The organism is Acidimicrobiales bacterium, assembly GCA_035540975.1.
In the GTDB taxonomy this organism is placed as follows: domain Bacteria; phylum Actinomycetota; class Acidimicrobiia; order Acidimicrobiales.
This window is the reverse complement of sequence record DATLFN010000026.1, coordinates 1-18,202: the sequence shown is the minus strand read 5'-3', so window position 1 is coordinate 18,202 and position 18,202 is coordinate 1. Positions and strand designations below refer to the sequence as shown.

Sequence of the window (18,202 nt, the reverse complement as noted above, 5' to 3'; positions counted from 1 at the left end):
GTCGTCGAGCGGGCGGGGGGCGGGGCGGCGGGCGAGCGGGTCGTGGCCGTCATGTCGGGCGTGGCCAACCCCCTGGTGCCCGGCGACCTGCTCGACACCCCGGCCAGCTACGAGGGGATGGACGCCATCGGCAGCGGCCTCGGGGCGGCCGGGTTCATCGTGTTCGACGACACCTCGGACCTGGCGGCGGTGGCGTTCGGCGTGTCCCGCTTCCTGGCCGTCGAGTCGTGCGGCCAGTGCACGCCCTGCAAGCAGGACGGGCTGGCCCTCGCCGCCCTGCTCGACCGAATCCGCCGCTCCGAGGGCGACGAGCACGACCTCGAGTCGGTGCGCGACCACCTGGCCACGGTGGCCGACGAGGCGCGCTGCTTCCTCGCCCACCAGCACCAGCGGGTGGTGCAGAGCGTCCTCGCCCTGTTCCCCGACCAGGTCCGGGCCCACGTGACGGGCGGCGCGGCAGGCGTCGAACCCGAGCTGATCGCCCCCATCCTCGACATCGTCGACGGCGTCGCCGTGCTGGACGAGAAGCACGCCGGCAAGCAGCCCGACTGGACCTTCGCCGACACCTACTCCGGCCAGTCGCCCGCCGACCGCGTGGACCAGGGCCAGGGCGAGGACCTGTAGGCCACCCCGGCGGCGTTACTCGGTGAGGGAGTGCCAGGCCTCGATCGCCTCGGGGCGCTCGCGGAGCCGGGCCAGCGCCCGAATCTCGATCTGGCGGACGCGCTCGGCCGTGAGGCCGAGCAGCTCCCCCACCGCCGCTCGCGAGCGGCGGTCGTGGCCGTCCAGGCCGAAGCGGAGGCAGACCACCATGCGGTCGCGCTCGGGGAGGCCGGCGAGGATGCGCTCCAGCCGGTCGGGGACGAGGGCGGCCAGGCGCTCGTCGAGCGCCCGCTCGGCCGACGCGTCGGCGACCAGGTCGCCCAGCTCCACGCCGTCGTGGCGGCCGGCGCGCTCCGACGTCGACACCGGCTCGGCGGCGGCGGCCAGCAGCTCCGAGACCCGGGCCGGGGCGAGCCCCACGGCGGCGGCCAGCTCGGCGAGCGACGGGAGGCGCCCGCTCTCCGCCTCCATGGCGTCGCGGGTGCGGATGATGCGCAGGGCGTCGCCTCCCGCGTCCTCGGGAAGGCGGATGAGGCGTCCGCTGTTGGCGATCGCCCGGTTGATCGCCTGGCGGATCCAGAAGGTGGCATACGTCGAGAACCGGAACCCGCGCGTGTGGTCGAACCGCTTGACCGCCTGGAGGAGCCCCACGTTCCCCTCCTGGACCAGGTCGGCCAGAGGGACCCTGGGATGGTGGTAGCGCTTGGCGATCGAGACCACGAGGCGCAGGTTGGACTCGACGAAGCGACGGGTGCTCTCCTCGCAGCGGGCGATCATGGCCCGGAGCTGGCTCAGGCGCTCGGGGGGCAGCTCGCCGCTGCGCCGGAGCTCGTCGGCTGCGGCCTGTCCCTGCCTGATGGCGCCCGACAGGCGAGCCTCGTCCTCCCTGGTCAGCAGGGAGGCGGACCGGATCTCCCGGAGGTACGCGCCCAGGGCGTCCCGGACGCCTGCGGCGTCACGCTGGGCCATCGCAGCTCCGGACGATCACCCCCCATACGTTCCGTCCGACCGGCCCTGCGGAAACCCCTTCACGCCCCGTCAGGAGGGCGGCCGCCGCGGCGGACGAAGTCACGCGACTGCCGGCACTCGTCGACCACGGCGGCGACGGCGGCGTCGCCCTCCGGCGTGCCGGCGGTGTCGGCGGCGCGGCGCAGCACACCGGCGAGGACCTCCCAGTGGTCGTCGGTCCGGGCGGCGCCCTCGGCCTCGGCGGCCGCCGCCTGGAGGACGGCGCTCGACGGCGGCCGCCGCTCGGCCACCGGCTCCAGGGCGGCGATGCACGCGTCGACGGCGCGGGCAGCGGCCCGCTCCTCGGGACTGGTGCCGCAGGCGCTCACGGTGCCGGCGGCGAGGACGCCGGCACTGGCGAGGGCAGCAGCTCGCGCCCGGATCAGCCCTCGTCCTCGCCGGTGGCGGCCGCCACCGGCACGACGGGCGGCGGGGCGTCGCCGGGGCCGGACGTCGACGGCGCGGTCGTGCCGTCGGCCGCCGGGGCCGGCGCCCGCAGGTCGACGACGTGCGTCGCCGGGCCTTCGACGCCCAGGTGGGGCAGCCACTCCAGCCACGGCGGCAGGTACCAGTTCCGCCGTCCCAGCAGCTTCATGCTGGCGGGCACCAGCACGGACCGGACGATGGTGGCGTCGATGAGCACGGCCATGGCCAGCCCGAAGCCCATCTGCTGGAACGCCACCATCCGCCCGGCGGCGAACCCGCCGAACACCGCCACCATGATGAGGGCGGCGCCGGTGATGATGCCGGCCGTCGTGCGCAGGCCGTAGGCGACCGACTCGGTGTTGTCGCCGGTGAGGTCGAAGTGCTCCCGGATCCTCGACAGCAGGAACACGTGGTAGTCCATCGACAGCCCGAACAGGACCGAGAACAAGAAGAGCGGCAGCCACGCCTCGATGACCTCGACCTGCTGGAAGCCCAGCACGCCTGCCCCGACGCCCTTCTGGCTGACCAGGACGATGAGCCCGTAGGCGGCGCCCACCGACAGCAGGTTCATCACGATGGCCTTGGCCGGCACCACGATCGACCGGAAGGCCACCGTGAGCAGGACGAACGAGAGCCCGAGGACGAACACGAACACGATCGGAAGGTAGCGGTCGGCCACGTCGAAGAAGTCCTTGTTGAACGCCGTCTCCCCGCCCACCAGGGCCCGGGCGGGGCCGCCGTCGGGGAAGGCGGCGGGCACGTACTCGGAACGGACCCGCTCCACGGCGTCGACAGCCGCCGAGCTGGCCGGGTCGGCCTTGACGGGGACGGAGACGAGGGTGAGGTCGCCCGCCGCGTTCTCCTCCAGCTGGAGGGGCCCGAACATGCCGTCGCCCTCCAGGGCCGCCTCCAACCGGCGCAGCCCGTCGTCGACGGCCGGCGAGTCGACGTCGCCGTCCACCACGATCTCGACCGGTGAGCCGAGCCCACCCGAGAACTCGGCGGCGAGGACGTCGAACGCCTGCTTCGAGGGGAGCTCGTCGGGGATGGTGCTCACGCCCGAGAAACCCGTCCTCATGTCCAGCGCCGACGAGGCGCAGGCGAGAAGGATGCCGACGCCGACCACCAGGCTGGCGACGGGGCGGCGCATCACGTTCCTGGTCACGGCGTCCCAGAAGCCGCCGCGGTGGCCGGCCGGGGCCGCCCTGCGGCGGTGGACGCGGAGGGCATCGACCTTGTCCCCCAGCAGGCCGAGCACGGCGGGGAGCAGGGTGAGCGACGCCAGGACGGCGACCAGCACCACGAAGATGGCGCCCGCCCCGAGGCTCTTGAAGATGGAGTTGGGGATCATGACCATGCCCACCAGGGCGAGGACCACGGTCATCCCGCTGAAGAACACGGCCCGGCTGGCCGTGGCCCCGGTCGCCTCGATGGCGTCCAGCTTCTCCCGCCCCCGCTCGCGCTCCTCCCGGTACCGGGACACGACGAACAGCGAGTAGTCGATGCCCACGGCCAGGCCCATCATCGAGATCATGTTGGTGACGAAGAAGGAGAACTGGACGGCCTGGCCGACCATCGCCACCATCCCCACGGCGATGGCGATGGAGGCGATGCCGACCACGATCGGGATCAGCCCGGCCACCACGGCGCCGAACACCACCACCAGGATGAGGAGGGCGGCGATCACCCCCACCATCTCGCCCTTGGCCAGGTCCTCCTCGGCCACCGTGTTGAAGTCGTCGCCCAGGGCGCCGGGCCCGAAGATGCGGACCTCGAAGCCCTCGGCGGCGTTGTCCTCCAGGACGCCCTTCAGGTCGTCGATCTTCTCCGGCGCGTCCTCCGGCTCACCGGCCAGGAGGGTGGGCATCAGCGTGGTGCGGCGGTCCCGCGACACCAGGTTGGGGTCGTCGGTCCCGTAGAAGGTCGTCACCTGCGCCACCACGCCGGCCCCCAGGCCGGTGAGCGCCCCCTGGAGCCGCTCGACCTGGCTGCGGAAGGCGGCGTCGTCCACCGTCGACGACCCCGACGACACGATCACGATCTCGGTGTCCCGCTCCGGCCCGGTGAGGCGCTCCTCCAGGAGCTCGGCGGCCCGGGTGGCCTCCGGGTCGTTGGTCATGGTGACGCCGGTGGTGGTGGCGTCGGGCAGCAGGGCGGCGCTGGCCATGCCGGCGACCACCACCCCGACGACCCAGGCGGCGACCGTCCGCCACGGGTGCCGGCTGGTCACCCTCGCCAGGGACTGCGGGGAGAGACGCATGGCTCCTCCTCGTCCGCCCGGCCGCCGCACCGCGCGCATCGAAAGACGGTTACCCGCGCTAAGTAGCAGGTCGGCCCCCGGGGTTCAAGGGAGCGACGGCGGTTACCCTCGGTCGGGTGGACGTACAAGGGCGCGAACCGGCCGTGATCGGACAGGTCCCCAAGCGCCTGCTGGTGGGAGGCGAGGAGCGCGACGCCACCGGCGGCCGGCGCTTCGCCGTGCACGACCCGGCCACGGGCGAGGCCCTCTGCGAGGTGGCCGATGCCACCGCCGAGGACGGCGTCGCCGCCCTCGACGCCGCCGTGCGCGCCGGTGACGCCTGGGCCCGCACGCCCCCGCGCGAGCGCAGCGACGTCCTGCTCCGGGCATGGCGGCTGCTGGGCGAGCGGGAGGAGGATTTGGCTCTGCTGATGACGCTGGAGATGGGCAAGCCGCTGGCCGAGTCCCGGGCCGAGGTCGCCTACGCCGGCAGGTTCCTCCGCTGGTTCTCCGAGGAGGCCGTTCGCATCGAGGGCGGCTGGTCGGTGGCGCCCGAGGGATGGGGCCGCATCCTGACCATGCACCAGCCCGTGGGACCGTGCCTGCTGGTGACACCCTGGAACTTCCCGCTCGCCATGGGCGCCCGCAAGATCGCCCCCGCCGTGGCCGCCGGCTGCACGATGGTGGTCAAGCCGGCCGAGCAGACGCCGCTGTCGATGCTGGCGCTGGCCGCCGTGCTGGCCGAGGCCGGGCTGCCGGCGGGCGTGCTCAACGTGGTCACCACCTCGTCGCCGGCCGAGGTGGTGGGGCCGCTCCTGCACGACCGGCGGCTGCGCAAGCTCTCCTTCACCGGCTCCACGGAGACGGGCAGGGTGCTCATGGCCGGGGCGGCGCACAACCTCCTGCGCCTGTCGCTCGAGCTGGGGGGCAACGCCGCCTTCGTGGTCTTCGACGACGCCGATCTCGGCGCCGCCGTCGACGCCGCCATGGTGGCGAAGATGCGCAACATGGGGGAGGCGTGCACGGCGGCCAACCGGTTCCTCGTGGCGCGCGCCGTGGCCGACGAGTTCGCCGGCGTGCTGGCCGAGCGCATGGGCGCCCTCAGGATCGGCCGCGGCACCGAGGACGGCGTCCAAGTCGGGCCCCTCATCGACGAGCTCCAGGCGTCGAAGGTGGCCGGACTGGTCGACGACGCGGTAGCCGCCGGCGCCCGCGTCCTGGTCGGCGGCGGGCGGGTGGAACGGCCGGGCTGGTTCTACTCCCCCACCGTCCTGGTGGACGTCCCGGACGGGGCGGGCGTGGTCCGCGAGGAGGTGTTCGGGCCGGTGGCGCCCGTCGGGCGCTTCGCCGGCGAGGACGAGGCGGTGGCGGCGGCCAACGACACGCCGCACGGCCTGGTGTCGTACGTGTTCACCCGGGACCTCGACCGGGCCGTGCGGGTGGCCGAGCGGCTGGAGACGGGGATGGTGGGGATCAACCTGGGGCTGGTGTCGAACCCGGCCGCGCCGTTCGGCGGGGTGAAGCACTCCGGGTTCGGCCGGGAGGGAGGCCGCGAGGGGATCCTCGAGTACCTGTCCACCAAGTACGTCGGCCTGCGGGCGTGACGCTCAGTCGGGCAGCTCCTCGCCGGCGTAGCTGCGGTAGGTGTCGAACCGGCTCTTCACCCCCAAAGGCGTGGTCACGAACACGTCGGCCAGCTCCTCCCACGTGTGGCCCTTGTCGCGCGCCTGGCCGACCAGGACGCGCAGCAGCGTCTCGTAGTACGCGCCGGCGGCGACGGCCCCGGAGATCCGGGGCAGCACGGGCTTCGTCGCGTCGGTGGCCTGCTCGAGCAGGTGGGTGAGCTGCTCGACGACCTCGCGGGCGGGGTTCTCGGTCATTCCCCGATGCTACGGGCGCGACAATGACTCATGGCGACGGACGGACGTGAGCTCCTGGCGGTAGCGCTGGGCCTGGAGGCCGAGGAACTCGACGACGAGCTCGTCGTCGCCGAGCTCCTGGAGGCCGCCGAGGACAGCCCCACCGCCCTCATGGGTGCCTACGCCTTCGCCCTGTCCCTGGCACGCGACATGCCGTACGACACCAGCAACGAGCGCACCCTCGCCATCATCACCCGGGCCCTGCAACGGGCCGTGCGGGCGAGCGGCGAGCGCCACGACTCCGAGGCCACGGCCGGGCTGCTGAGCCACATCGTGGAGGTGTCGGGCCGGGCGGCCGTGGCGCCGCAGGCGGTCGCCGAGCGGGTGGCCGAGGTCGACGCCGACGTGGGGATCCTCCGCCACGCCTCGGGCGACGACCTCCCGGAGCCGGGCGTGGCCGCGGGATGACCGGCCGGCCGCCGGCGTAGCGCCCCGGGGCTGCGACACTCGTCGGGTGGGCGCCGCCATCCGCACCGAGGACCTGAGCCGCAGCTTCGGCGCCGAGCTCGCCGTGGACGGCCTCGACCTCGAGGTGGACGCCGGCGAGGTGGTGGCTCTCCTGGGGCCCAACGGGGCGGGCAAGACGACGACCATCCGCCTCCTCAACGGCGTGCTTCGTCCCGACCGGGGCCGGTCGTCCGTGCTCGGCCTCGACCCCGTCGCCGACGGGCCCGAGCTGCGGAGGCGCACCGGGGTCCTGACCGAGACGGCCGGGCTGGACGACCGGCTCACCGCACGCGAGAACCTGGTCCTGGTCGGGCGGATCCGGGAGATGGGCGCCGCCGAGGCCGGCCGGCGGGCCGACGAGCTGCTCGAGCGGCTCGGCATGGCCTCCGTCGCCTCACGGTCCGTCCGGGGGTTCTCCACCGGGCAGCGCAAGCGGGTCGCCCTGGCCCTGGCCCTGCTGCACGAGCCGGAGGTGCTGTTCCTCGACGAGCCGACGTCGGGGCTCGACCCGGCGGCGTCTCGCGACGTCATCGACCTCATCGCCTCCCTGGCCCGCGAGCACGGCCGCACCATCGTGGTCTGCACGCACTTCCTGGGCGACGCCGGGCGCCTGTGCCACCGCATGGCCGTGCTCGACCGCGGGCGGCTCCAGGCGTTCGGCACCCCGGCCGAGCTGGCCGCCCGGCTGTGGCCGGGGCTCACGGTGCACCTCGACCTCGGGCGGGCGGCCGACGAGCGGGTGGTGGGTATGGTGGCGGGCGCCGCCGGCGTGCTGGACGCCGCTGCCGCGTCGGAGGGCCTCACCGTGCAGGTGGCCGACCGGGAGGCGGTCCCCGCCCTGGTGTCCTCCCTCGTCGCCCGGGGCGTCCCCGTGTACGCCGCCGTCCCCCGCCCGGCGACCCTCGAGGACGTCTACTTCGCCCTCCAGGGGCGGACCGGTCCCGAGCACGGCGGGGGGCCGGTCCGGTGAGCGCGGCCGCCGCCGTGGCCGCCGTCATCCGCCGGGACCTCACCGCCGTCCGCCGGTCGAAGGCGGTCGTGATCCCGATGCTGATCGTCCCGCTGCTCCTGCTGGTGGTGCTGCCCCTCGGCGTCGGCCTCGCCGTGCGCGCCCAGGAGAACCCCGACGTCAGCATCTACGTCCACCGGCTGCCCGAGTCGGTGGCGGAGCCCATCCTCGCCCTGCCCTACGCCGAGCGGCCCATCGTGCTGGTGAGCGGCTACCTGCTGGCGCCGCTGTTCCTGATCGTGCCGCTCATGGTCGCCGCCGTGCTGGCGGCCGACTCCTTCGCCGGCGAGAAGGAGCGCCGGACGCTGGAGACGCTGCTGCACCTGCCCATCCCCGACCGCCAGCTGTTCTACGCCAAGGTCCTGGGCGCGTTCCTCCCCGCCGTCGCCGTGTCGTGGTCGGGATTCGTCGCCTTCGCCATCGTCACCAACACGGTGGCCTGGCCGGTGATGCACCGGGTCTTCGTGCCCACCAAGCTGTGGGCGGTGGTCATCTTCTGGGTCGGACCGGCGGTCGCCGCCCTGGGCATGGCCGTGATGGTGCGGGTGTCGGCGCGCGCCAGGTCGGCCCAGGCCGCCAACCAGCTGGGCGGCGCCGTCATCCTCCCCCTCATCTTCCTGGCCGTGGGCCAGACGACGGGGCTCCTGCTCGTGACCCTCCCCATCGCCATCGGCGTCGGCGCCCTGGTCTGGGCCGTCGCCGCCTGGCTGGTGGTGCGGGGCGCGGGGCGGTTCACCCGCGACCGCCTCCTGTCGGGCTGAGCGCCCGCCAGCGCTGTCGCACCTGCTGCGTAAGGTCTTCGCGATGGCGCTGCGGATCTCGTGGGTTCGCTACGGCCCTCCGGCGGCCGAGGCGCTGCGGGACGCGGTGGCGGCGGCCAAGGGCGGCGATCCCCTGGCCCCGGTGACGGTGGTGGTGCCCACCAACGCGGTGGGCGTGGCCGCCCGGCGGCTGCTCGCCGGCGGCTCCGTCGGGCCCGTGTGCGGGCGCGGGGTCGGCCTGGCCGCCGTCACCTTCCTCACCCCGGCCCGCCTGGCCGAGCTGCTCGCCGCCCCGATCCTGGCCGGCGCCGGGCGCCGGCCCGTCTCCACGCCCGTCGTCGCCGCCGCCCTGCGGACGGTCCTGGCCGACGACCCGGGCGTGTTCGGGCCGGTCGCCGCCCACCCCGCCACCGAGGCGGCGCTGGTGGGCGCCTACCGGGAGCTGCGGGACCTGTCCCCTCCCGCCCTCCACGCGCTGGCCGGTGCCGGGCCGCGCGCGTCCGACGTCGTCCGCCTGTGCACGGCGGCGGCCGGCCGGCTGGCCGAGCGGTGGTACGACGAGCACGACCTCATGGCCGCCACCGCCCACCTGCTGCGGGGGCGACGGGGCCGGGCCACGGCGGCCGGCCTGGGGGCCGTCGTGGTCCACCTCCCCCAGCGCCTCACCCGCTCGGCGGCCGCCATGCTGGCGGCGGCCGGCTCCCGGGCCGACGTCCCCGTGCTGGTGGGGGCGACGGGCGACGCCCGGGCCGACGCCGAGGTGCTGGCGTCGGTGGCCCGCCTGGCTCCGCCGCCCCTGCCCCCGGTGGGCGCCGAGGGCGTGGTGGCGGCCGGGCGCACCCGCATCGTCACCACGTCGGACGCCGACGACGAGGTGCGGGCCGCCGTGCGGGCCGTGGTCACCGCCGCCGAGGCGGGCACGCCCCTCGCCCGCATCGCCGTGCTCCACGCCAGCCCCGTCCCCTACGCCCGCCTGGTGGCGGAGCACCTGGCCGCCGCCGGCGTCCCGAGCAACGGCGCGTCGGTGGTGCCGCTCGCCTCCCGGGTGGCGGGGCGGTGGCTGCTGCACCTCCTCGCCCTCCCCGACCGCGGCCTGCGCCGGGAGGACGTCTTCGCCTGGCTGGCGTCGGCGCCCGTCCGCCACGACGGGAAGCGGGCCCCGGTGGTGGCCTGGGAGCGCCTGTCCCGGCAGGCCGGCGTGGTGGCCGGCCGCTCCGACTGGGACCGCCGGCTGGCCACCCTGGCCGCCGACCTCGCCGCCGAGGCGGACGCCGCCGATGCGGACCCGGATGCGCCGGCCTGGCTGGCCGAGCGGGACCGGGAGGAGGCGGCCCGGGCCGAGGCGCTGCGCTCGCTGGTCGTCGGCCTGGCCGACGAGCTGGGCGCGGCGGCGGCCACGCCTCGGCGATGGGGCGAGCACGCGGCGTGGGCCACCGGCCTGCTCCGGCGCGGGCTGGGGGGCGACGCCGGTCGCCTGGCCTGGCCGGCCGACGAGCGCAAGGCGGCCGAGCGGGTGGAGGCCGCCCTCCAGCGCCTGGCCGCCATGGACGCGGTGGAGGGGCCGGTCGGCCTCCCCGTCTTCGCCCGCACGCTGGAGCTGGAGCTGGAGTCCGACCTCGGGAGGGTGGGGCGGCTGGGCGAGGGCGTCCTGGTGGCGCCCGTCTCCCTCGGCGTCGGGGTCGATCTCGACCTGGTCGTGGTCCTCGGCCTGGTCGAGGGCTCGTTCCCGGCCCCGGTGGCGGACGACCCCGTCCTGCCCGACGCCGAGCGCCGGCGCACGGCCGGGGAGCTCCCCCTCCGGCGCCAGCGGGTGGCCCGGGACCACCACCAGCTCCTCGCCGTCCTGGCCGGGGCCCGCCGGCACGTGCTCGCCGTCCCCCGGGGCGACCTGCGCCGCAGCAGCGAGCGGGTGCCGTCGCGGTGGGTGCTCGAGCTCGCCTCCGAGCTGGCCGGCACCCGGGTGTGGAGCGACGACCTCCTGCGGGCGGGCGCCGGTGGGGTGGACCACATGGCGTCGTTCGACGCCGGGCTGCGCCGCCCCGACGCGTCGCCGGCCACGGGCACGGAGCACCGCCTGCGGGCCCTGCTCGCCGGCCTCGACCCGGGCGACCCGGTGGTGGCGGCGGGTGCCGCCGTGGTGGCCGCCCGGCGCAGCGACGCCTTCACCCGCTTCGACGGCAACCTGGCCGGGCTCGCCGTCCCGTCCCCGGCCGACGGCGTCACGTCGCCCACCCGCCTGGAGCGCTGGGCCGTGTGCCCCTTCGCCTACCTCGTCGAGAACGTCCTCCGGGCCCGGCCCGTGGAGAGCCCGGAGGAGGAGCTCGCCATGTCGGCGGCCCACAAGGGGTCGCTCGTGCACGAGGCGCTGGAACGGTTCGTGCTGGAGACCCTGGCCCTGCCCCCCGCCGAGCAGCCGGCGCCGGGCGACCGGTGGCGCCCCGAGGACCGCCAGCGGCTGGCCCGCATCGCCGGCGAGGTGTGCGACCGCTACGAGGAGCGGGGGCTGACGGGCCGGGCCGTGTTCTGGCGGCGCGACCGCGCCCTGGTCCTGGCCGAGCTGCGCCGCTTCCTGGACGCCGACGACGACCACCGGGCCCGGCACCGCACCCGCCCGGTGGCCGCCGAGCTGGCCTTCGGCTTCCCGGGCGCCACCCTCGGCCCCGTCGCCATCCCCCTCCCCGACGGCCGGGCGGTGCGCTTCCGGGGCAAGGCCGACCGGGTCGACGCCGGCGAGGACGGCAGCCGGCACGTGGTCGACTACAAGACGGGCGGCGTGCGGGAGGCCGAGAAGCTGTGCGCCGAGGAGCCCGACCTGCGGGGCACGAAGCTCCAGCTGGCCGTCTACGGCGCGGCGGGGGCGATGCATGCCGGCGACGCCGCCACGCCGGTGCACGCCGAGTACTGGTTCGTCTCCCGCAAGGGCGGCTTCCGGCGCATCGGCTACCCGGTCGACGCCGAGGTGCTCGCCCGGGTGGGTGCCACCCTGGGGACCATGGTGGCGGGGATCGAGGCGGGGGTGTTCCCGTCGCGCCCCTCCCCCGGTGGCACCAGCCGCCCGTGGGTGGAGTGCCCGGCGTGCGACCCGGACGGCCTCGGCACGGCCGAGCTGCGCCGGCGCTGGGACCGCAAGCGGGCCGACGCCGCGGTTGCGCCGTACGCGGCGCTGGCCGAGCCTCTCGACCTCGCACCGGGCGACGCCCTCGAGGTCGTCGATGGGTGACGCCCCCCTGGCCGACGCCGCGGCGCGGGACCGCATCGCCGGCGACCTCGGCGCCACGCTGTTCGTCGGCGCGGGCGCCGGCTCGGGCAAGACGACCGAGCTGGTCAACCGGGTGGTCGCCCTGGTCACCACCGGCGCGGCGCCCCTGGAGTCCGTCGCCGCCATCACGTTCACCGAGAAGGCGGGCGCCGAGCTGCGCGACCGCGTCCGCCGGCGGCTGGAGGAGGTGGCCGCGGCCGACGTGCCCCGGCTGGTCGCCACCCGGTGCCGGGACGCCCTCGACCAGCTCGACGGGGCCGCTCTCGGCACGCTGCACGCCTTCGCCCACCGGCTCCTCGCCCAGCACCCGGTGGAGGCCGGGCTCCCGCCGCACGTCGAGGTGCTGGACGAGGTCAGCTCGGGCGTGGAGTTCGACCGGCGCTGGCGGGCGTTCCGCGACGACCTGCTGGAGGACCGGGCGCTGGAGCGCACCATCCTGCTGCTGGTGGCGTCGGGCGTCCCCCACGAGGCCATGCGGGCGCTGGCGGCGGCCTTCGACGAGAACTGGGACCTGGTCGCCGACCGCGTGCCGCCCGAGAGCCCGGAGCCGCCGAACGCCTTCGACCTGCTGGAGGAGGCCCTGGCACCGCTCGACGCGGTGTGCGCCGAGGCCGGGCGCTGCCGGGACCCCGAGGGGGACCTGCTGTGCCGGCGCCTGCACGACGTCGCCGCCCACGCCGGGCGGCTGCGGGGGGCCGAGGGCGAGGTCGACCTGCTGGAGGCCCTGGGCGACGACGCCCTGCCCGGGCCGCCCAGCTTCAGCGCCGGCAACGTGGGCCGGCGCGACAACTGGCCGGGCGTCGACCTGGGCGACGTCCGGCGGCGGCTCCGCCTGGCGGGCGACGGGCTGGCCGCCCTGCGCAACACGGTGCGGTTCGCCTGCGCCGAGCGGCTGGGCTCGGCCATCCGCGCCTTCACCCTGGCGGCGGCGGCCGAGCGGCGGGCGGCGGGCCGCCTGGAGTTCCACGACCTGCTCGTCCTGTGCCGGGCGCTCCTGCGGGACCCGGTGAGCGGGCCGGCGGTCCGGGCGACCCTGCACGGGCGCTACCAGCGCCTCCTGCTGGACGAGCTCCAGGACACCGACCCGATCCAGATGGAGCTGGCCGTGCGGATCGCGGCGGCCGACCCCGGGAAGCCCGACGCCGGCGAGCTCCCGTGGGAGGAGGTGCCGGTGGCGCCCGGTCACCTGTTCGTCGTGGGCGACCCCAAGCAGTCCATCTACCGGTTCCGGCGGGCCGACATCGCCACCTTCCTCGCCGCCCAGGAGCGCTTCGCGGCGGCCGGCGGCGCCGTCGAGCTCACCGCCAACTTCCGCTCGGCCGCCCCCCTGGTCGCCTGGGTCAACACCGTGTTCTCCGCCCTACTCGGGGAGGAGCCCGACCACGAGCTGCCCGTTCCGTCGCAGCCGCCCTACGTCGCCTTGTCGGCCCGCCGGCCGGCGCCGCCCTGCGGTCCCCCCGTCGCCGTCCTGGGGCGGGCCGCCCACCCGCGGGGCACCACGGCCGACGGGATCCGGGCGGCCGAGGCGGCCGAGGTGGTGTCGGCGATCGCCCGGGCGGTCGCCGAGGGGTGGAGCGTGGGCGACGTCGGCGCGCCCGGCGGCTGGCGCCCCGTCCGCTTGGGCGACGTGGCCGTGCTCGTCCCCGCCCGCACGTCGCTGCCGTTCCTGGAGGACGCCCTCGACGCCGCCGGCATCGCCTACCGGGCCGAGTCGAGCTCGCTGGTGTACGCCACCCGGGCCGTCCGCGACCTCCTCATGGTCCTGCGGGCGGTCGACGACCCGACCGACTCGCTGCGCATCGTGTCGGCACTGCGCACCCCGCTCCTGGCCTGCGGCGACGACGACCTGTTCCGCTGGTCGGTCGAGCGGGGCGGGCGGTGGAGCTACCTCGCCCCCCGGCCCGACGGCGTCCCCGCCGGCGACGGCGTCCCCGCCGGCGACCCCGTCGCCGCCGCCCTCGCCTACCTCCGCGAGCTGCACGACGCCCGCCACTGGTCGGCCCCGTCGGAGCTGGCCGACCGCGTGGTGCGCGACCGGCGGGCCCTCGAGCTGGGCTTCGCCGAGGGACGCCCGCGCGACGTCTGGCGCCGGCTGCGGTTCGTCGTCGACCAGGCCCGGGCGTGGAGCGACGCCACCGGCGGCACCCTGCGCCAGTACCTCCAGTGGGTCGAGATGCAGACGGCGGAGGGCGCCCGGGTGGCCGAGGCGGTGCTCCCCGAGACCGACGACGACGCCGTGCGCATCCTCACCGTCCACGCCGCCAAGGGGCTGGAGTTCCCGGTGGTGGTCCTCTCCGGCCTGTCCACCGTCCCCCAGTCGCGCCCGGCGCCCGCCCAGGTGGTGTTCCCGCCCGGCGGTGGCGTGGGGTACCGCCTGGGCCGTCAGGTGGCCACGCCCGAGTTCACCGCCTGGCAGCCCCTGGACGAGCAGATGAGCGCCGACGAGCGCAAGCGCCTCCTGTACGTCGCCTGCACCAGGGCCCGCGACCACCTGGTGGTGTCGCTCCACCGCCGGGCCCGGGCGGGCGAGGCGAGGGGGCCGAAGCGCACCAACGCCGAGCTGCTGGTGTCCGCCCTGGGCGACGCCGGCGTCGCCGGCCTGCCCGACGGCGCGGCCGCCGGGGCCACCGTCCCGGCGCCGGCGCCCGTCCCCCGCCCGGCGCCGCCGCCGCCGTTCGCGGCGTGGTCGGCCCGCCGGGCCGACGCGCTCGCCCGGGCGGCGCTGCCCCTCGCCGTGGCGGCGACGGCCCTGGGCGCCGACGGCACCCCCGACGGCGGCGCCGAGCCCGACCCCGGGCTGCGCAAGCGCCCCCGGGACCTCGACCTGCCCCCGTGGCTCAAGGGGCGGTACGGCACCGCCGTGGGGCGGGCCGTCCACGGGGTCCTCCAGGTCGTCGACCTGGCCACCGGCAGCGGGCTCGACGCCGCCGTGGCCGCCCAGTGCGAGGCCGAGGCCGTCCCCGACCGGGCCGGCGACGTGCGGCGGCTGGCCTGGTCCGCCCTCGCCTCGCCGTCGGTGGAGGAGGCGTCCCGGTCGCCCCACTGGCGGGAGGTCTACGCCTGCACCCCGCTCGACGGCGGCCGGCTGCTGGAGGGCTACGTCGACCTCCTCTACCGCTCGGACGACGGGCTGGTCGTCGTCGACCACAAGACGTCGGCCACCGCCGACCCCGCCGAGCTGGACCACCGCGTCGACGGCTACCGCCTCCAGGGGGCGTCCTACGCCCTGGCCGTAGGCCGGGCCACCGGCGAGCCGGTCGCCCGCGTCACCTTCGTCTTCCTCACCCCCGACGGCGCCGTCGAGCGCCACCTGGCCGGCCTCGACGCCGCCATGGCCGAGGTCGCCGCCCTGGCCGCCGCCGGCCGCGAGGTCGTCGCCGACTGACTGACCGGCCGGGCGGGCCGGGGCGGCGACCCCGACGGCCCCGGGGCGTCCGCTCCCCGTCGCCGTCGGCCGACTACCGTCGCCGGCGTGCCGCCGTTCACCGTCAACCCCCACCGGTTCGACCCCTACAAGCGCCACAAGTTCCGGGTGAGGTGGGACGGCCGGTACGTGGCGGGGGTCAGCCGGGTGGGTCCGCTGCGGCGGGTGACCGAGGTGGTGGAGCACCGGTCGGGGGCCGACCCGACCACGACCCGGAAGTCGCCGGGCCGCACCGAGTTCGCCCCCCTCGTGCTGGAGCGGGGCGTCACCCACGACCCCGAGTTCGAGCAGTGGGCCGACCGGGCGTGGCGGCTGGGCGCCGGCCTCGGCATGGAGGCGGCGCTGCGCAACTTCCGCAAGGACCTGGTCGTGGAGCTGCTGAACGAGGCCGGCCAGGTCGTCCTGTCGTACAAGGTGTACCGGTGCTGGGTCTCGGAGTACGAGGCCCTGCCCGTGCTCGACGCCGCCGACGACGGCGTCGCCTTCGAACGGATCGTCGTCCAGAACGAGGGCTGGGAGCGGGACCGGGACGTCGCCGAGCCGGCCGAGCCGTAGGCACCGGGCGCGGCCGGGCGGCCCGTCCGCACAACTCCGGGGGTGTGCCACACTCGCGCCATGGCCGTCCTCACGCGCGAGCGGGAGCGGGCCGCCCGCGTGGGGGCACCCGAGCGCGAGCCGCGGCGCCGGCGCCGCCCGGTGGCGGTGGCGGCCGTGGCGATCCTCGCGTTCCTCGGCGCCGACCGCTTCCTCGACCTCCTCCCCTCGTTCCCCAACCCCTTCGCCACCGAGACGGTGGACCGGACCGGTCCGGCCGTGCTCAAGGCGGTGGAGGACCTGAGCCGCTACCAGGCGGCCTCGGGGAACTTCCAGGTCGTCGTCGACCTGGAGAAGGACGCCAGGTACATGCCCGACTTCATCCGGGGCGAGCGGACGCTCTTCGTCGCCGCCGGCCGCGTCGACGCCTGGGTGGACTTCACCGGCATCGGCTCGGGCGCCATCACCGTGTCGCCCGACGGCGAGTCGGTCACCGTCACCCTGCCCCACGCCCAGCTCTCCGACGCCCACCTCGACACCGAGGCCAGCCGGGTCGTGGCCCGGGAGCGGGGCCTCCTCGACCGCCTCGGAGGCGTCTTCTCCGACACCCCGACGGGCGAGCGCCAGCTGTTCCTCCTGGCCGAGGACAAGCTGGAGGCGGCGGCCCGCGACGCGGGCGTGGTCGACCGGGCCGAGGAGAACACCCGGGCCATGCTGGAGAGCATGCTCGGCTCGCTCGGGTTCGAGCGGGTGACGGTCGTGTTCGGCGACCCCGCCGCCTGACCGCCCCGACCGCCGGCGCGCCGCCGCCCGGCCGCCGGGCCGCCGGGAGCCCCTACCGGCGCTTCTTCAGGAGGCCGAACACGCCCCGGGCCACGGTGTTGATCATCGAACGGCCCTCCCGGCTCTTGAGGTAGCCGACCACCGCGTTCTCGTCCTTCTTCTTCCCCCTGGGCTGGGGCCGGGGAGCGGGCCGCCGCTTCCCCGCCGGCTCCCCGTCGGACGCCTCCGCCCCGGCGTCGTCGGGCTCTGGGCCGGCGCCCGCCGACGTCTTGGCCGCCAGCCGCTCCCGGGCCGACTCCCGGTCGACCTCCTCGGAGTACGTCGGCCACAGGGACGAGTCGCGGGCGAGGCGGTCGACGTCGGCCTCGTCGATGGCGGCCATGAGCGAGGTGGGCGGGAGCAGCCGGGTCCACACCACCGGCGTGGGGGCGCCCCGCTCGGAGAGGATCGTCACCATGGCCTCGCCCGTCCCCAGCTGGGTGAGGTCCTCCTCCAGGTCGTAGTCGCCGGTCTTCGGATAGGTGGTGACCGCCGCCTTCAGCGCCTTGGCGTCGCGGGGCGTGAAGGCCCGCAGGGCGTGCTGCACCCGGTTGCCCAGCTGGGCCAGGACCTCGCCGGGGACGTCGTCGGGGAGCTGGGTGACGAAGAACACGCCCACGCCCTTGGAGCGGATGAGGCGCACGGTCTGGGCCACCTGGTCGAGGAACTCGGGCGAGGCGTCCTCGAACAGCAGGTGGGCCTCGTCGAAGAAGAACACCAGCTTCGGACGGTCGAGGTCGCCGACCTCCGGCAGCTCCTCGAACAGCTCGGCCAGCAGCCACATGAGGAACGTCGAGAACAGCTTGGGCTTGTCCTGGACGGCCGCCAGCTCCAGGCAGCTGATGACGCCGCGCCCCTCGGCCGTCGTCCGCAGCAGGTCGTGGACGTCCAGCTCCGGCTCGCCGAAGAACTCGTCGCCGCCCTGGTTGGCCAGCTCGGTCACCGAGCGGAGCAGCACGCCGGCGGTGGCCGGCGAGATGCCGCCGATCCCGGCCAGGTCCTTCTTCCCCTCGTCGCTGGTGAGGTGGACGAGGACGGCCCGCAGGTCGGAGAGGTCCAGCAGGGCGAGCCCGGCGGTGTCGGCGTAGTGGAACACCAGCGACAGCGACGACGCCTGCGTCTCGTTCGCACCGAGCACCTTGGCCATGAGGCGGGGGCCGAAGGACGAGACGGTCGCCCGCACGGGGACGCCGGGCCCGAGGCCGCCGAGGGAGAGAAACGTCACCGGGTGGCCGGCCGGCGCGAACTCGACGCCCAGGTCGGCGGCCCGCGCCGTCACCCGCTCGGAGGCCTCGCCCGGGCGGGTGAGGCCGGTGAGGTCGCCCTTGACGTCCGCCGCGAACACGGGGACGCCGAGGGCCGAGAGCTGCTCGGCCAGGAGCTGGAGCGTCTTGGTCTTGCCCGTGCCGGTGGCGCCGGCGATGAGCCCGTGGCGGTTGCACATGGCGGCCGGCAGCTGGACGACGGCGGCGGGCAGCGTCGCCCCGCCGAGCATCCCCCGGCCGAGCTGGACGGCCGCGCCCTCGGTGGCGTAGGCGGCGGTGATGCGGGCGGCGAACTCCTCCGGATCGGCCATCAGGGCCGCACCCTACGGGCTGGCCCTGTCGCTTGCGGCGGGAGCGTCGCGTTCGAGCGTGCCACCGCGCCGGCGGGCCCGGCGGAAGTTGCGCTCCGGGGTTGGCCCCCCGCTCCCCGCCCCCTAGGGTGGCGCCCGTGCCGGTCGCGGACGAGCTGGAGTCGGTGCCCCCCGC

The 18,202-nt window shown here is 76.1% G+C and carries 14 protein-coding genes; 9 read left to right on the top strand and 5 right to left on the bottom strand.

Annotated elements, in window-relative coordinates:
* A partial coding sequence (locus tag VM242_03435; protein ID HVM04204.1) for an NADH-ubiquinone oxidoreductase-F iron-sulfur binding region domain-containing protein occupies window positions 1-624 on the top strand: 624 nt, incomplete at its 5' end.
* 15 nt (window positions 625-639) lie between these two features.
* On the opposite strand, the gene VM242_03430 is transcribed toward VM242_03435, so the two are convergent.
* Genes VM242_03430 through VM242_03420 form a run of 3 tightly spaced genes read right to left on the bottom strand, consistent with a single transcriptional unit; the run spans window position 640 to window position 4,297 of the window.
* A complete protein-coding gene (locus VM242_03430) occupies window positions 640-1,572 on the bottom strand; it encodes an RNA polymerase sigma factor RpoD/SigA (protein ID HVM04203.1) in 933 nt (310 codons plus the stop codon).
* Between the two features lie 59 nt (window positions 1,573-1,631).
* Window positions 1,632-1,940 (bottom strand): hypothetical protein, encoded by a 309-nt coding sequence (locus VM242_03425; protein HVM04202.1) that lies wholly within the window; start codon window positions 1,938-1,940, stop codon window positions 1,632-1,634.
* A 53-nt stretch (window positions 1,941-1,993) separates the two neighbouring features.
* Complete coding sequence (locus VM242_03420; protein ID HVM04201.1) at window positions 1,994-4,297, bottom strand: MMPL family transporter; 2,304 nt, start codon at window positions 4,295-4,297, stop codon at window positions 1,994-1,996.
* A 116-nt stretch (window positions 4,298-4,413) separates the two neighbouring features.
* Between VM242_03420 and VM242_03415 the strand changes: the two genes are divergently transcribed.
* Window positions 4,414-5,880: an NAD-dependent succinate-semialdehyde dehydrogenase gene (locus tag VM242_03415; GenBank protein ID HVM04200.1), complete on the top strand. Its 1,467-nt coding sequence runs from the start codon at window positions 4,414-4,416 to the stop codon at window positions 5,878-5,880.
* Between the two features lie 3 nt (window positions 5,881-5,883).
* Here the strand turns inward: VM242_03415 and VM242_03410 are convergent, their stop codons facing one another.
* Window positions 5,884-6,156, bottom strand: a complete 273-nt coding sequence (locus VM242_03410) for a hypothetical protein (protein ID HVM04199.1) — start codon at window positions 6,154-6,156, stop codon at window positions 5,884-5,886.
* A 30-nt stretch (window positions 6,157-6,186) separates the two neighbouring features.
* Here VM242_03410 and VM242_03405 point away from each other — a divergent pair, with 30 nt between their 5' ends.
* The 7 genes from VM242_03405 (at window position 6,187) to VM242_03375 (ending at window position 16,412) form a co-directional block, all read left to right on the top strand.
* On the top strand, window positions 6,187-6,603 hold the full coding sequence (locus VM242_03405; protein ID HVM04198.1) for a hypothetical protein: 417 nt from the start codon (window positions 6,187-6,189) through the stop codon (window positions 6,601-6,603).
* 46 nt (window positions 6,604-6,649) lie between these two features.
* Window positions 6,650-7,612: an ABC transporter ATP-binding protein gene (locus VM242_03400; GenBank protein HVM04197.1), complete on the top strand. Its 963-nt coding sequence runs from the start codon at window positions 6,650-6,652 to the stop codon at window positions 7,610-7,612.
* Window positions 7,609-8,412: an ABC transporter permease subunit gene (locus tag VM242_03395; protein HVM04196.1), complete on the top strand. Its 804-nt coding sequence runs from the start codon at window positions 7,609-7,611 to the stop codon at window positions 8,410-8,412. Before VM242_03400 ends, VM242_03395 begins: the two co-directional genes overlap by 4 nt.
* A 43-nt stretch (window positions 8,413-8,455) precedes the next feature.
* Window positions 8,456-11,632: a PD-(D/E)XK nuclease family protein gene (locus tag VM242_03390; protein ID HVM04195.1), complete on the top strand. Its 3,177-nt coding sequence runs from the start codon at window positions 8,456-8,458 to the stop codon at window positions 11,630-11,632.
* On the top strand, window positions 11,625-15,056 hold the full coding sequence (locus VM242_03385) for a UvrD-helicase domain-containing protein (GenBank protein HVM04194.1): 3,432 nt from the start codon (window positions 11,625-11,627) through the stop codon (window positions 15,054-15,056). The genes VM242_03390 and VM242_03385 overlap by 8 nt, the downstream gene beginning before the upstream one ends.
* Before the next feature lie 87 nt (window positions 15,057-15,143).
* Window positions 15,144-15,650: a phage tail protein gene (locus tag VM242_03380; GenBank protein ID HVM04193.1), complete on the top strand. Its 507-nt coding sequence runs from the start codon at window positions 15,144-15,146 to the stop codon at window positions 15,648-15,650.
* 60 nt (window positions 15,651-15,710) lie between these two features.
* Window positions 15,711-16,412, top strand: coding sequence for a DUF4230 domain-containing protein (locus VM242_03375; protein HVM04192.1), 702 nt, complete (start codon window positions 15,711-15,713; stop codon window positions 16,410-16,412).
* A gap of 52 nt (window positions 16,413-16,464) precedes the next feature.
* Here the strand turns inward: VM242_03375 and VM242_03370 are convergent, their stop codons facing one another.
* Window positions 16,465-18,027, bottom strand: a complete 1,563-nt coding sequence (locus tag VM242_03370; protein ID HVM04191.1) for a helicase HerA-like domain-containing protein — start codon at window positions 18,025-18,027, stop codon at window positions 16,465-16,467.
* Window positions 18,028-18,202: the final 175 nt, after the last annotated feature.